The organism is Algoriphagus sp. AGSA1 (genome assembly GCF_021390545.1).
Lineage (GTDB): Bacteria > Bacteroidota > Bacteroidia > Cytophagales > Cyclobacteriaceae > Algoriphagus.
Map to the genome: position 1 here is coordinate 1 of NZ_JAJUWR010000007.1, position 14,096 is coordinate 14,096.

At 43.9% G+C, this 14,096-nt stretch carries 8 protein-coding genes; all 8 read right to left on the minus strand.

Features of this window, described 5'->3' with window-relative positions; all coding sequences use genetic code 11:
- Window positions 1-161: 161 nt before the first annotated feature.
- The gene (locus tag LZF95_RS06460) at window positions 162-1,328 is read right to left on the minus strand and encodes a Gfo/Idh/MocA family protein (protein ID WP_233754353.1); all 1,167 of its coding nucleotides are present in this window, start codon (window positions 1,326-1,328) and stop codon (window positions 162-164) included.
- 150 nt (window positions 1,329-1,478) lie between these two features.
- Window positions 1,479-2,507 (minus strand): sugar phosphate isomerase/epimerase, encoded by a 1,029-nt coding sequence (locus LZF95_RS06465; protein ID WP_233754163.1) that lies wholly within the window; start codon window positions 2,505-2,507, stop codon window positions 1,479-1,481.
- Window positions 2,508-2,715: 208 nt separating this feature from the next.
- Window positions 2,716-3,927 carry a hypothetical protein gene (locus tag LZF95_RS06470; protein ID WP_233754164.1) on the minus strand — a complete coding sequence of 404 codons (1,212 nt, stop codon included), beginning with the start codon at window positions 3,925-3,927 and terminating at the stop codon, window positions 2,716-2,718.
- Window positions 3,928-4,011: 84 nt separating this feature from the next.
- Complete coding sequence (locus LZF95_RS06475) at window positions 4,012-5,070, minus strand: aldose 1-epimerase family protein (RefSeq protein ID WP_233754165.1); 1,059 nt, start codon at window positions 5,068-5,070, stop codon at window positions 4,012-4,014.
- A gap of 261 nt (window positions 5,071-5,331) precedes the next feature.
- Window positions 5,332-6,135, minus strand: coding sequence for a DUF1080 domain-containing protein (locus LZF95_RS06480; RefSeq protein ID WP_233754166.1), 804 nt, complete (start codon window positions 6,133-6,135; stop codon window positions 5,332-5,334).
- An 8-nt stretch (window positions 6,136-6,143) separates the two neighbouring features.
- The gene (locus LZF95_RS06485) at window positions 6,144-8,825 is read right to left on the minus strand and encodes a c-type cytochrome (protein ID WP_233754167.1); all 2,682 of its coding nucleotides are present in this window, start codon (window positions 8,823-8,825) and stop codon (window positions 6,144-6,146) included.
- Window positions 8,826-9,113: 288 nt separating this feature from the next.
- Window positions 9,114-10,622 carry a RagB/SusD family nutrient uptake outer membrane protein gene (locus LZF95_RS06490; RefSeq protein ID WP_233754168.1) on the minus strand — a complete coding sequence of 503 codons (1,509 nt, stop codon included), beginning with the start codon at window positions 10,620-10,622 and terminating at the stop codon, window positions 9,114-9,116.
- 45 nt (window positions 10,623-10,667) lie between these two features.
- Window positions 10,668-13,766 carry a TonB-dependent receptor gene (locus LZF95_RS06495; RefSeq protein ID WP_233754169.1) on the minus strand — a complete coding sequence of 1,033 codons (3,099 nt, stop codon included), beginning with the start codon at window positions 13,764-13,766 and terminating at the stop codon, window positions 10,668-10,670.
- Window positions 13,767-14,096: the final 330 nt, after the last annotated feature.

Consider the following 14,096-nt stretch of genomic DNA (forward strand, 5'->3'; position numbering starts at 1 on the left):
TCCTTAAAGGCTACATTTAAGTCTTGTTTTTGCACACCTCAAAATACATGTTTTGAGTTAAAACAGGAAAGGCTAGCCGAGAAATCGACTAGCCTTTTAAACTAGCTACTTTTGAGACAGCCTCTTTGTTTTTTGAGATTTTAGACTTTATCGTTCAGCCTTTAGACTTTCTCCACCCACTCCACTCCGGTGTCTTTCCAAGCCCGTTCTTTTGCGGAACTGATCACTGCCTCACATACTTTCTGAGTCTCGAAGGCATCCCGGAAGGTCGGATGGCAGGATTCACCGGTCTCCAAGCTATGGAAGAAATCCGCCACCTGATGAATGAAAGAGTGTTCGTAACCAATGGATGTTCCAGGAATCCACCACCTGCCCATATAGGGATGATCCCCATCCGTCACATGAATAGACCTCCATCCACGAACCTGGCCTTCATCATCATGGTCAAAATACTCCAGGCGGGTCAGATCATGAAGATCCCATCTGATGGATGCATGTTCCCCGTTTATCTCAAAGGTGTAAAGTGCCTTGTGGCCTCTTGCATATCGAGTCGCTTCGAATAACCCCAAAGAACCGTTGTCAAAATGGCAATGAAACACACAGGCATCATCAATGGTTACTTGTTTCTTTTCACCGGTTCCTTGATGAACCCTCTCCTTAATAAAGGTTTCGGTCATGGCAGAGACATCCTTAATCCCCCCATTGATCCACATCGCGGTATCTACACAGTGGGCAAGCAAGTCACCCGTGACTCCAGATCCTGCCGCCTCCGCATCCAGTCTCCATAGTGCATCTCCGCCTTGCGGAAGATCGGGACTGATAGTCCAATCCTGCAGGAAATTAGCTCGATAATGGAAAATCTTGCCAAGCTTCCCTGAGGCAACGATCTGCTTTGCCAGCGTTACGGCAGGCACTCTCCTGTAGTTATACCAAACCGTATTTTTCACGCCTGCCTTTTCCACTGCCTCTACCATCCCTTTGGCTTCTTCCACAGTTCTTGCCAAAGGTTTCTCACAAAGAATCATTTTGCCCGCCTCGGCAGCAGCTATGGCAATCTCCGCGTGCATGTCGTTAGGGGTGCAGATATCCACGGCATCGATATCATCTCGTTTCAGTAATTCCCGCCAGTCCGTCTCTACAGATTTATAGCCCCATTGATCTGCGAATGCCTGGGCTTTTTCCTTACGTCTGGAACAGCAAGCCTGCAACACAGGCACATATTCATATTCTGGGAAAAAGTCCGGTACTCTTTTGTATCCATTGGTATGGATCCGTCCCATCAGACCTGTACCGATAAGACCTATTCTGATATGTTTTTTATTCATGATCGTAAAATTTTAAAATTAGAAAATCAGGTATAAAGTTGGAAGGTTGTAAAGTTTTGTAATATAGAAGATTTGATTTGGGCATAATGACTAATCTTTCCCATCCCCTCGTAAATCGTATTTCGTACTTCACAACTCTATTCTATTAATACTTTACCCTTTCCATCCATGGGCATTTCTTACTTTCACTAACGCAGCCAGAATATCATTCCAAGTTTGCTGATTATTCATAACCGCGTTTGGGAACATGCATCCATCCCAACATATATGTTTGAATGCCTTGGTCAACTCACCATTTTCATCACGCAGCCAGTAGCCTGCATCATGGGTTATATCCAAAACCCCGTTAGGATCAGTGGCCTGGCAATGCCTTCCTGTTTTATCATGTGAGCCAGACCCAAACACAGAACCGTCATTTTGTGCCACATGAAAATCTATAGTCCATGGACGAAGTGCATCAGTTACGGTTTTCAAAGCTGCTTTTACAGCTTCTCTATCCTTCAAGTCCGCATCTGCTGGAAGGATTCTATGCTCAGGTGCATTGTACCCCATGGTGTAAAGGAACGTATGGGACATATCTGCCTGGAACCCTATATTGGGTCTGTCCACCATTTCCAGTAGTTCTACCATATATTTCCAACTATGCATAGCTCCCCAGCAGATTTCCCCCTCGGTAGCCAATCTTTCTCCATAACCAGCCGCCACATCACATGCTTCCCTGAACGTTTCCGCTATGGTTTTGGTGTTACCGGCTGGGTCTTTTGCCCAGTCTTCGACTCCGGCGGCCGAATCAATTCTCACTACACCATAGTGACGGACTCCCAGCTCATTGAGCTGCTTCCCAAATTCACAGGCTTTACGGACCATATCCACAAATGTCTTTCGTTGATCTGGTGTTCCCATTGCAGAGCCCGCCCAAATCGGTGCGACCAATGAACCTGCGACAAGGTTATGCTTTTGTAGTTTTTCTGCCAGAATCTTAGCTTCATCAGGATCGCTGAGCGAGAAATGAGGTTCCAGCAATCCTAAATCCACTCCGTCAAATTTCACTCCATCAACTTCCGCAGCGGCAGTCATTGCCAAAAGCGAATCAAATGGAATTACCGGTTCTGAATCCGCTCCTTTGCCTACGATTCCGGGCCAGGTAGCATTATGTAGTTTTGGGAAATTATTTTGGCTCATTGTTCTGTGGGTTTTTAGTTTTTATAGAAAGACCGAAGCTGGGAGACCGAAGACGGAAGTGGTTCTCGATTCTAAATTCAGCTTTCGATGTTTATTATTTTAATTCTATCTAATGAATTAGTTTTTTTCCAAGATCATTGATTTCAAACCTAGTGACTAACTCTAGTCTGGACGTCGTCAATCGCACATCTTAAATCGTAAATCAGTATCACTCCACCACCTCAAGATCCGGGTTATCCGGGCCGAAATGCTTCAGCATCACGATTGGATCAGTTTTAGAAAGATTGGTGATTCTGACACCTGCCTGTGCGGCTTTCTCACTGACGAAATACTCATCATGTGTTAATTGTCCAAAGCGGATAAGAGCTGGAGTTTCAATATCCCAACCGTTCATTTTTCCATAGCCCTGCATCATGATCATCCCATAGGCAGCAGCATCTTTTATCGTCACGGTTTGCCCAGGGAATACTGTCAGCTCTTTGGCACTGTAATCATGTGAACGATAACAAATCCACTTATCGTCATATCCTTTGGAGTTCATTTCAGCTCTATCTTCTACAGGAATAGGCTCCATATAATGGTTATCCATCAGATTTGGGTTGACATTCAGATCCCAATCAATCATCTCCACGAGTAAATCATAGTCGCCCCAACGATCTTTTGGTGTGGCATTCCAAAGTAATTCATCCGGTATAATCGCTTCATTCACCAGGGATTGGTACATGGCAAAAATATCGGAGGCCTTTTGAGGTTCATAGGTACATAAGCTGCCTGGGGCATGAAGCATTCCCGGAGGCACATTCCAGCCTGTACCCGGCTGAAGTCTAAATGCCTGAGAGTAATTGGTGATTTTATTATCTCCTTTATTGAAATTCTTTAGACATTCCAGTATAGTCTCTTTGGAAGTTCCCGGAGCAATCCCGAAAAAAGTGTAAGGATAATCACCACCATGGTTATTGACTTGGGGCGGAAAATAATAAGCTTCCGGCTTGCCGTTCTGACCAGTCAGTTTACCAAATTCGTCACTTGGGTGAATGTGGTGTGGCAACGGCCCCATGTTGTCAAAAAACTTCGAGTACATAGGCCAGGATTTATATTTGTCCCAAAGCCGATCACCAATGATCTCCCCTCCTAATTCATCAATTGCATCTTTGAGCAAAAACAACGCTGTTTTGCCTCCGTTTTCATAGGCAATATGGCTAAGGCCTTCGTTTTTGCTGGTCAGTGGCCCATTTTCCGCAGGGGTAGTAGATGAAAACCAGCGCTCATCGATCCCGCCCCGGTTGCCCCCCAGACTGTAATAGTCATCCGGATGCAATTTGATCCTTCGCCCCGGCACACAAAAAGAGCGTGGCACCCAAGTCGGGGTCAATCTTAAAATTCCTTCGCCCTGCTCTAGGGCTTTTTTTGCTAAACTCATGGGTTTATTGATTAAAGATATAATTTGAAAATTGGAAGATTGAAAGATTTGAAAATTCTCCAAACCACATCAACATCATGTTTTTTAAAGGTTAAATTCTTTGACAGACATCCCCCTGAGTACTTCCAGCTCGATGTCATAATTTCTTTTTTCTCCTGGTTCCAATAAAATCAACGTTCCATTTTCACGGGCAGCTGCCTGACCGATCGGAGGATTCGTCGCAGGTTCCAGGGCTGTTACATATTCATTTTTGCCCCAATGCTGCCAGTTGATCAGCCACGGCATTTGCTTCTTGGAAAAGGAAATACCTAATCCCAACTCCAATTGATCGTTCATATACCCGCAGGTGACTTGATCCATATGATCAGCTTCTGGATCAATAAAAGCCACATCTTCCCCAAAACCGGAATGACCGTCTAGTGGCGCAGCACATGTGCTGAACTTGTGTTTTTTATTAAAGTCCGAAAGTAAATGGTCGGAATCTCTTTTTTGATGCTCCCCTTTCCACACGATCCGTGTGCCCTCATCAATCAGTGGCCAGCCGCAATTGATATGGTAAAGAACCATATGTGGTGCGGGTGTATTTCCTCGATTGCTCACGACATCATTAATCTTGATTTTGGATGAACCTAAAGTTCCTGAGATGCTTCTTTTCAGTTCCAAACTCGGCCCGAAAGTAGTCGTCTCCCTGATTATCCCTACGATTTCAAAATCAAGGTTACCAATATAAATATCAGGCTGCTTGATAGAAATCAGTTCCGCTGATGTGTTGCTATAGTTTCCATGCAGACCTCGTTGACCTGTTTCATCTTCATTGGGTGGGCCTATAGAAGAAAGGCCGCAGGTAGTCAGCAATCCACCTCCAAACGTGCGAAGCCAGTCTATTCCCTGATTGGAAAATGGCTGATGTGAAACATGTCCGGCATTGCTGAGCCAAGCCAGGCTATGCTCGTTGTAAAACGCATCCAAAATATCCATACCCCTGTCCAGGACTACTTTGTAACGTAGTCCGGTTCCGGTATTGACCCAGGCGATACGGGTTCCACGGCCTGTCCCATTGTCGAGAACTGAAGTTTCTATACCACCTATCTGGTGGGAATTGGATAATTTTTGTTTCCAACTGGATGGATCTGAGAGATTCATTAAGGGTATTTGGTCTGACTCCTAAGCTATAAAAAAGACCTTCTGACACTATCCTGCCCTATATGGGTTGGAAGAAAAAGCCCGGGAATAAGTTAGGAAAATTGTGGGTGAGAACGTTGCCGTTGATAAAAAAGTGTCGCAGTAAGGAGACTGCGGCAGCTTAAGTCCAAGACTTAAGAGCTTGAATTAGAACAATCAGAAACAAAAAAATAGCCCAAGTTTTTCAACATGGGCCATTGGTAATCTATACTAGTTGAAGATTTACTGCTTCAGCATCACATTTTTGAATTCGACCTTCATAGGTGGGCCTACATGAACCTGCACCCCCAGATAGCCTGACTCCATCCTATTCTTAGTATCCTCATCATGCACTTCTGACATCAGCTGCCCATTTACGTAGTGCTTCATTACATTGCCCTTTACCACGATATGGATACTGTTCCAGTCACCTGCCTTTATCATCGCCCCAAGTTCAGCCCGATCACCGATTTCTTTCTCTAGATTGAGTCCTTTCCAGGCGTTCCTTTCTACATAGTCCCGGACTCCTATTCCGTCAGGCTGAGTAGTGATTTTCGTTTGTTGCCCTCTATATGCAAGGGTAGTCCGTTTACGCTCCTCATAGTTCTGCCCAGTATAGGTGTTCTTTCCATCTATGTCAGCCTGGTAGCCTTTTAGAGCAAACGGTACATCCTCCACTAACTCACTTCTATAATTGATCCCGGAATTCCCTCCTTCAGAAATTTTAAAATCTGCTTTTAACTCAAAGTCCCCAGGTTGCCCTCCTTCCCAAATAAGGAAGGTATTCGCTTTTAATAGCGTCTCAGGCGTAATCTCTCCCACTATGGAGCCGTCTTTTACAGACCAATAAACAGGATCCCCTCTCCATCCTTGGAGTGTCTCTCCATCAAAGATAGGCTTAAAACTTCCCTCAACATCAGAAATCGGATCTAGAGAAGATTTCGAAGTATCAGCCGGCTGCTTACAATTCACAAAACCTATCATAAGCATTGCCCCTATGCCTAGCAATTCAATTCTCAACAGCTTGGATTTCATAAGATTTTTCATTTTCCCGCTCAGTTCTTCGTTTGATATACTTGATGATTTGGATTTCCTCCTGAAATGAGATAAGCCATCAGATCCTTCAGTTCCTCCTCATTCAGTCGGTTGATCAAGCCTGGCATCATGACTGAGATCTTAGAATCTTTGACTAAGACCACATTGCTTTTTTCCACTTGACGCAGCACATCCGGAGAAAATGGATTTTGAGATACTGAATAACTGTTGTCGTCTTCGTTGATGATCCTGCCCATCACAGAGCTTCCGTCTTTCAGTTCGATCACACTGGCCACGTACTGCTCTGAGATCTCATCGCTGGGATTGATTGTGGCTTCCAGGATGTCTTTTGGTGAGAAGCGGGTTCCCAATTGGGTCAGATCAGGGCCTATTATCCCCCCCTCGCTTTGGATGGTGTGGCATGATTGACATTGGCTGGCAGCGAACATTGCTTTGCCTCTAGCTAAATCCCTACCAACCAAATCCACCATCAGAGGCTCTGCTTCTTCTACAGTCCATCTCCTTCCAGGGCCTTCTGGCTGCACATCCGAATTCACCAAGTCGTTTCCATTCCCTGTCAACATCGCCGCTCCGGACAGCTCATTGTACTTGTCGAAATCTGCTTTGGCCACATTCGAAAGAGCCATTTTTCTCGCTCTATCGATAAAGCCTACATAACTTCTACCCCCTTTGTACTTAAATGCGCCCTGTATCCATGTGAAATATTTTTCATGAAGTTCTGGTGTCCAGCCCGATTTTGCCCCTCCTAGTACAGTAGCAAGATAAGTCTGCTGGGCAGGAGGCACATTGGCCAGCATATTGGCTATATCCAAGCCGTACTGGGGATTTCTCATGATCAGGTCTGAGGAAGCAGAAAATGTTTTCTGGTAGTTAGGATCATCTTTTGAAGACTCCAATAAGCCCAGCGTTTTCTCTACTGCATCCGGGGCATCCAAGTACACCAGAAGCACAGCCAGTGCCCTATCCAAATTGTTGTTTTTTGCAGGAAAATTGGCATTCAAATAGGCTATGAGCTCAGATTTAACAGAACCCACAGGTTCTCCTTGCCGGGCTAAAATCAACTCGAAAGCCCTCAAAAGGTCTTGCTTGCCTTTTTCATCCAATTTGTCGTAATCTATACCCATCAAGGCCTGGAGCATGGGCGTACTTTGTCCCTTATCTGTATGTCTAGCCAGGGCAATCATGGCTTGGGTCATTTTAACAGGATTAGTTTCTTCCAGAGCTTTAGCTTTCCAAGAATTTACTGGCTGATGCTCTACTGCTATTCTAGCAGCATACTGAACAAAACGATCTTTATGATCTAGATTTTCCCAAGCCAAATCCAGTCCTGATGCGGGAGCCCCAGCCACATGAAGGGATTCCAAATCTCTTCTAAGCTTCGCCTCAGCAGGCAACTCAGCCACTTTTAAGACTGGCTTATCTGAAGCATCCACATCCCCATCGTAATAAACCCGATAGACATCCGATTCCAATCTTCTACCTCCGGTCATAAAGTACATAGCGCCATCTGGCCCAATCACACCATCTGTCAGTGGCAATGGAGATCCTGAAATAAATTCCTCCGCTTTAGCTTCATAAGTCCCGCCACTTGGAGTAAGTGTCATAGAGTAGATGATCCCAAAACTCCAATCGAACGCAAAGAGTGATTTTCTATACTTTTCCGGGAAATTAGCTCCAGTTCCGAACATTACATTAGTGGGTGAGCCTTGTCCTATATTTAAAATCGCAGGCAGGTTGTCCGGATAATTGGGCGACCATTTTTGGTTTCCAGTTCTCCAGCCATACTCACTACCAGATGTCACATGACAGATTCTAGTAGGACGGTACCACGGCATCCCAAAGTCCCATTCCATATCTGAATCGTAGGTAAACAAATCGCCAACTTCATTAAATGCAATATCAAACGGATTCCTATAACCGGCCGAGATCAGTTCCCAGTGCTTTCCCTCCGGATCTATATTCGCCACCCATCCTCCTGGAGCCATTCTGTCATTGGCATGCCCTCTAGGGTCTTTGATCAGAGGAAAAAGATTGTCTTCCTGCCACACCTTAGGCAGTCTATATGCATCCATTTCCGGCACGTCTGTATGATTTCCTGCTACTATATACAGAGACTTCCCATCTGGAGAAAGCACAATACTATGCGGGCCATGCTCTCCGGGCTGGCCAGTAAAACCTTTGATCTTGGTCACTGTTTCATATTGATCATCTCCATCCAAATCCTGGATTCTGTATAACCCAGTACTTTCGGCAAACTCCTCATTTCCATGGTGGTTCACCATGACATAGATACTATTGAAGGCATAGAGTAAACCTTGGGCGTAGCCCATCCCCACTTGGGGTTCGGCTACATTTCCGATGATGAGTTTCTCTACTTTAGGTGCCACGGAGTCACTGCCTATTTCCGGGATTTCCAGCCTGTAGAGAAAACCATATTGGTCCGCAGTAATCAGACGGTTTTTGTCATCAAAGGTCATTGCGACCCAGGACCCGTCCTCATGTTCACCTGGACTATAGATGTGCTCAGCCACAAACCTGTCGGGAAGCTTGAGCTTATCCAGTTTTGGATTTCCGGTCAGTTCTCGTTTGTAATCTGATTGTTCCTCCTTAGAGCAAGCGACAGTCAGAAGAAACGCTGCCGAATAAAAAAACACATTTCGGATTAATCGTTTTAGGCGCATAGGGCGATTGTTATGTATAGCAATTTTAGAAATATAAGTTGGGGATTAAATCCGCCATAATAAAACCACTCATGAAATATTATAACGTTTTATACTAGTAATTGGAATCTATCAAAACCATAATTGGAATTGACATCAGTTGCCATGTTTCCTTCATTTTAATAGCTGATTTCATTTTCTATAGTCTAGAAACACCGCTACTCTTGGTTCTTTACTGGTTAGCAGCTTTCATAAATATAAAAACCCAGCACCTTTGGATGTACCGCAGATACTGGGGTTTATTTCAATTTAGAAATAAGGGCTTATATCTGACTCTGCGGCTGGTAATCCATAAAATTTATCTAGATTGGTAAACACATTCGGTCTCGGTTTACCCGTTGCAGTAGGAGGATAATAATAGTCCTGAGGATTGGCAACGATCCGCTCACCATAAGGGATGATGATTTCCTCGATCAGATCCTTTCTTTGAATGTCAAACCAGCGTTTGTTTTCAAAAGCCAGTTCCACTCTTCTCTCCCGAAAAATCGCATCTGCCAAATCTGCCCCACTACTGGTAACTGGCTCTAGTCCAGCGCGTTCTCGAACTTGATTTAGATAGACTCTTGCTTCCCCATCTTTTCCCTGCTCATTTAGAATTTCTGCCATAAACAGCAATACTTCTGAGTATCTATAGATCGGGAAATTTGTTCCTGTATTATTATGCTGAGAGTGTTTTTTTGCATATTTCTTTATGTAAGGATAGGTTTTATTGTCTCTTGCGCTGTTGGATAGAAAAACATATGCTATCGACGCATCTTTTCTCTGGTCACCCGGTTCATATGCTGCAATAATGTCCGGAGTAGGTATGTTATTGCCTTCCCCATCTAGATCCTGAGGATTACTTGTGCCCATTATTTCCACTAGTTCTTCAGCCAAAAGGGGCCGAGGCATCATCTGGTATATAAAATTACCATTTAACCCAGCCGCACCTTCTAAAAACTGCACTTCAAAAACGGACTCTGCATTGTTTTTATTTCCTGCATTATCCGAAAAGGCCATTTCATAGCTTGGCATCAGGGTGTACTCTCCACTGCTTATCACGGGGGTCAAAATGGCTTCGGCATCCGACCACTGTCGGAGATTGATGTAAACATTTGCCAACAATGTCCTAGCTGCCCCGGAGGTCACCCGCCCTGGCTGCTGCTCTGATTTTGGAGGCAAAATAGGAACCGCAGCTATCAGGTCAGTAATAATTTGTGCGTAAATCTCGTCTTCAGAGGAAAGAGGTAAAGCCGACTCCTCTCTGGTAGCTACCGGTATAAGATGGAGTGGTACACTTCCAAAATATCTTGCCAACTCGAAATAAGCATAGGCACGAAGAAATAAGGCTTGGCCTTTTACATTGTCTTTAGTTTCCTGATTTAGGTCAGCCTCATCTATCAGTGCCAAAACTTGGTTTGCTCTTGCAATGATCAGATAATCCAGCCTGTACTGCTGAAGGACATTTTCATTGGCGGTCACACCATTAGCAGTGGGTACGGCAAAATCAGCTAAGTCCTCCTGTGGATCCACTGCACCAAAAAGCTCATTTCTTCCATAATAAGTGTTGTCTGAATGCATCTCTGCAAGCTTCCAGGCTCTATCATTTACTATGGCTCTTAACGGTACATATGCAGAGTTGACCGCCTGGACAAAATCAGATTCTGTTTTAAAGAAAGTAGCAGAACTCAACTGTGTTTCTGGAACCACCGTAAGGAAATCATCACAACTGGCAAGTCCCAAAGATGATATCAATAATACTATTATATATTTTTTCATTTTTTATACAGGTTAATGTGAATAGTTAGACTCTTTCAGGCAAAATCAAAAACTGATATTTGCTCCAAAAGTAATCGTACGAGGAACCGGATATCCCGACAAGTCAACTCCAGGACTCAGGTTACCGCCGTCTCCATTTCCATTGTCTTGCATACTGACTTCAGGATTTGATCCCCCCCAATAATTCGTGAATACCCACATGTTCTGCCCGGAAGCATAAAGTCTGAGTGATTTGATGGTTTTCGGAAGATTGCTGAAGGTGTAGCCAAGGGTGATGTTTCTGATAGTTAAATAAGAAGCATCCCATACAAAATTACTGTTGTTCCAATCACGCTCCACACCTGTAACATTGCCACCGCCCGTGGATGTCCCAAAGATGCCGTCTCCCGGGTCTTCCGGAGACTTGAATCTCCTGGAGACTTTTTCCACCATGTTGAATACTCCATCCAGATTCGCTGTAGAATACAGATGTCTCATATAAAGCTGGTTTCCCTGAGACCCTGAAATTGCTATACTTGCATCAAATCCTTTCCAGTTGAAATTATTGATCAGACCATAGGTAAAATCAGGAAATGGATTGCCGATGATCGTACGATCATCATTGTCACCTCCATAAGTGATCACTCCGTCACCATTCACATCCTCCACCTTAATACTTCCCACAGTAGATCTTCCTGGGATGATAGGCGAACTTGCCAAATCCTCCTCGTTCATATAGTTGCCCAGTTTTTTCAACCCATAAAACTGGCCAAAGGGCTGCCCTACTTGCGTGATGTGAAAGCTGCCATACACCCTATCTATTCCATCTGCCAGTTCAAGCACCTTGTTTCTGTTGATTGAAAAATTGGCATTGGATGTCCAGCGAAAAGCCCCTGTTGTATTCACCGTATTTAAAGAGAATTCATGCCCCCAAAAGTGTATCTCTCCTATGTTGTCATTATAGTTGGTAAAACCTGATTCTTGAGGGATCTGTACTGCATAGAGTAGGTTGGTGGTGTTTTTGGTATAATAGTCATAGGTAAACAACAGCCTATCGTCCCAAAGTCCGATTTCTAACCCCAAATCTAGCTGTGCCGTCGTTTCCCAACCCAAATTCCTGTTGTTCAACGTGGTGACCGCAGCACCTGCGACCACTGTCTCGCCGAATACCGCATTGATAGTGTTATTTACCAACGCATAGGAAGTATAGTTACCGATGTTGTTATTCCCTGTCACACCATAGCTTGCCCTTAGCTTGGCAAAGGAAATTGTAGAGTTAGTATTCAGGAATCCTTCATCAGACAGCACCCATCCCACCGAGGTAGATGGAAAGATACCCCAGCGATTATCTTCTCCAAATCTCGAAGAACCATCACCTCGTACAGATGCAGTAAACAAGTATTTCCCTTTGTAATTATAGGTCAGTCTGGAAAACAATGAGGTTAATGACCACTCTCCTACTCCAGAATTGGTACCGTTTCGGTTTATATTGATAGCCCCCTGAATCGTGGGAATACGGTCATCTGCATAGGTATCAGCCTGAACCCTTGTACTTTCATCTCGGAATCTTTGATTAGAAAACCCTCCCAGGATCTGGAAATTATGCTCTCCAAAAGCTTTGTCATAGGTAGCTATATTTTCATTTAGCCATGACAAACTTGAATAGTGATCACGGATGGAGACAGCCACTGTAGGGATGGAGACATTGATATTGGCAGTTGCAGTAGAAGGATTAAACCAGAAATATTTGGAATCTCTGACTTCAGCATTGAATGTGGATTTGAGGGAAAGCCCTTTAATCGGCTTCCATTCCACATAGGTATTTGCAAGGACATTCATCTGCTTGGTCTGATTGGTGATCTCCTGGGCAGACCTCACCCAGTTGGGGTAAGCATATATATTACCCGTATTGGCGGGAAGCTGATTAAAGGAGGTTAATTCTCCATTTTCCTCATAAATAGGCATAATCGGCCAAGTATGGAGAGCATTGAATAATATCCCTGTGCCTCTGGTGCCATCCGTCCTAGGCGTATTATCCACCACATAATTAGGAGCTACATTTACTCCAATATTCACTTTATCAGAAACCTGGTAATCAGTGTTCATTCTCAATGAGAACCGGGTATAATCAGAATTCACAACTACGCCATCTTGATCAAAAACCCCAAGTATGATTGCCGTATTTACTTTTTCTTTATTTGAAGTTACGGTAAGGTTGTAAGAGGAAATAGGTGCAGTCTGAAGCATAGCACCGTACCAATCATTGGTTTGGCCTATATACTGTGAAGGATCCTGGAAAATCCCAGGAACTTCTTGATCTGCTGCTTCATAGTACTCTTTTTTGAATGTGGCAAATTCTTCTGCATCCATCATCTCCAGTCGACCATTTTGTGGCACGGTCTGGAAACCTGTAAATACATTTAGATTCACATTCGTCTGTCCTGCTTTTCCTTTTTTAGTAGTGATCAAAACCACCCCATTGGCAGCTCTTGACCCATAAAGAGAGGTAGATGCGGCATCTTTTAATACAGATATCTCCTGGATCTCATCAGGGTTGATCTGGTTGATATCCCCGGTGATCGGAAACCCATCCACCACATACAGTGGCTGACTACCTCCTGAAACGGAAAGCTGCCCTCTGATCCTGACATTCATTCCCTGACCCGGCTTTCCGGTAGTCTGGTTGATCTGTACACCAGCCATTCTTCCTTGAAGTTTCTGAGCGACAGAAGAAACAGGCATATCCTTGAGCTCCGTCTCACTGACAGATTGGACAGCGCCAGTTACTTCCCTTTTGACTTGGCTACCGTAGCCAACTACCACTACTTCCGAAAGATCAGAAGTAGAATAAGCCAAAGTCACCTGAATTTCACTGGAATTTGAAGTCACGACAAGTTCCTGGGTAGTAAATCCAATAAAACTAACAACGAGAGTCTCCCCAACAGAAGCGTCTAGGCTGAATCCGCCGTCAATATCTGTAATTGTCCCTCTCTGGGTACCCTTTACCGTAACTAAAGCTCCTGGGACGGGCTCCTTGTCCCCTTCAGAAATTACCGTCCCCTTAACCGCAACAGTCTGAGCATAGGAGGAAACAGACGACATAAGTAATACGAGTAAAAATACCACAAAAGGTATTTTTACTCTCCTTTGATAATAGTTTAGCATAGAAGTGGGTTTATTATTAAGTAATTTCGCGCAATTAAATCTATTTAAGCCGTCAACGCATCCTGCACAATCCTGAATTACAGGCTTTTAATCCGTAACATTAACCATGTAAAGCAATCAGGACACAGCGGGATGGATATATAAAAGAATGTTATATATAGAAATAAAAAATGCACACCGACACGCCGTACAAATATATTTTAAACCATTCATAACACTAAATAAAACCCATCGAAACAATACTAGTACAATGTGATCCTATTTTTTCCATTGCCTCTTAATCTCCCCTCAAACATAAAAACTGAACAGATAAAATAAAAAATATGAAAA

What these genes read in the sequence shown, in the direction of transcription:
- LZF95_RS06465 (WP_233754163.1), bottom strand. Translation starts at nt 2,507, where the DNA reads ATGAGCCAAAATAATTTCCCAAAACTACATAATGCTACCTGGCCCGGA.
- LZF95_RS06470 (WP_233754164.1), bottom strand. Translation starts at nt 3,927, where the DNA reads ATGAGTTTAGCAAAAAAAGCCCTAGAGCAGGGCGAAGGAATTTTAAGA.
- LZF95_RS06475 (WP_233754165.1), bottom strand. Translation starts at nt 5,070, where the DNA reads ATGAATCTCTCAGATCCATCCAGTTGGAAACAAAAATTATCCAATTCC.
- LZF95_RS06480 (WP_233754166.1), bottom strand. Translation starts at nt 6,135, where the DNA reads ATGAAAAATCTTATGAAATCCAAGCTGTTGAGAATTGAATTGCTAGGC.
- LZF95_RS06485 (WP_233754167.1), bottom strand. Translation starts at nt 8,825, where the DNA reads ATGCGCCTAAAACGATTAATCCGAAATGTGTTTTTTTATTCGGCAGCG.
- LZF95_RS06490 (WP_233754168.1), bottom strand. Translation starts at nt 10,622, where the DNA reads ATGAAAAAATATATAATAGTATTATTGATATCATCTTTGGGACTTGCC.
- LZF95_RS06495 (WP_233754169.1), bottom strand. Translation starts at nt 13,766, where the DNA reads ATGCTAAACTATTATCAAAGGAGAGTAAAAATACCTTTTGTGGTATTT.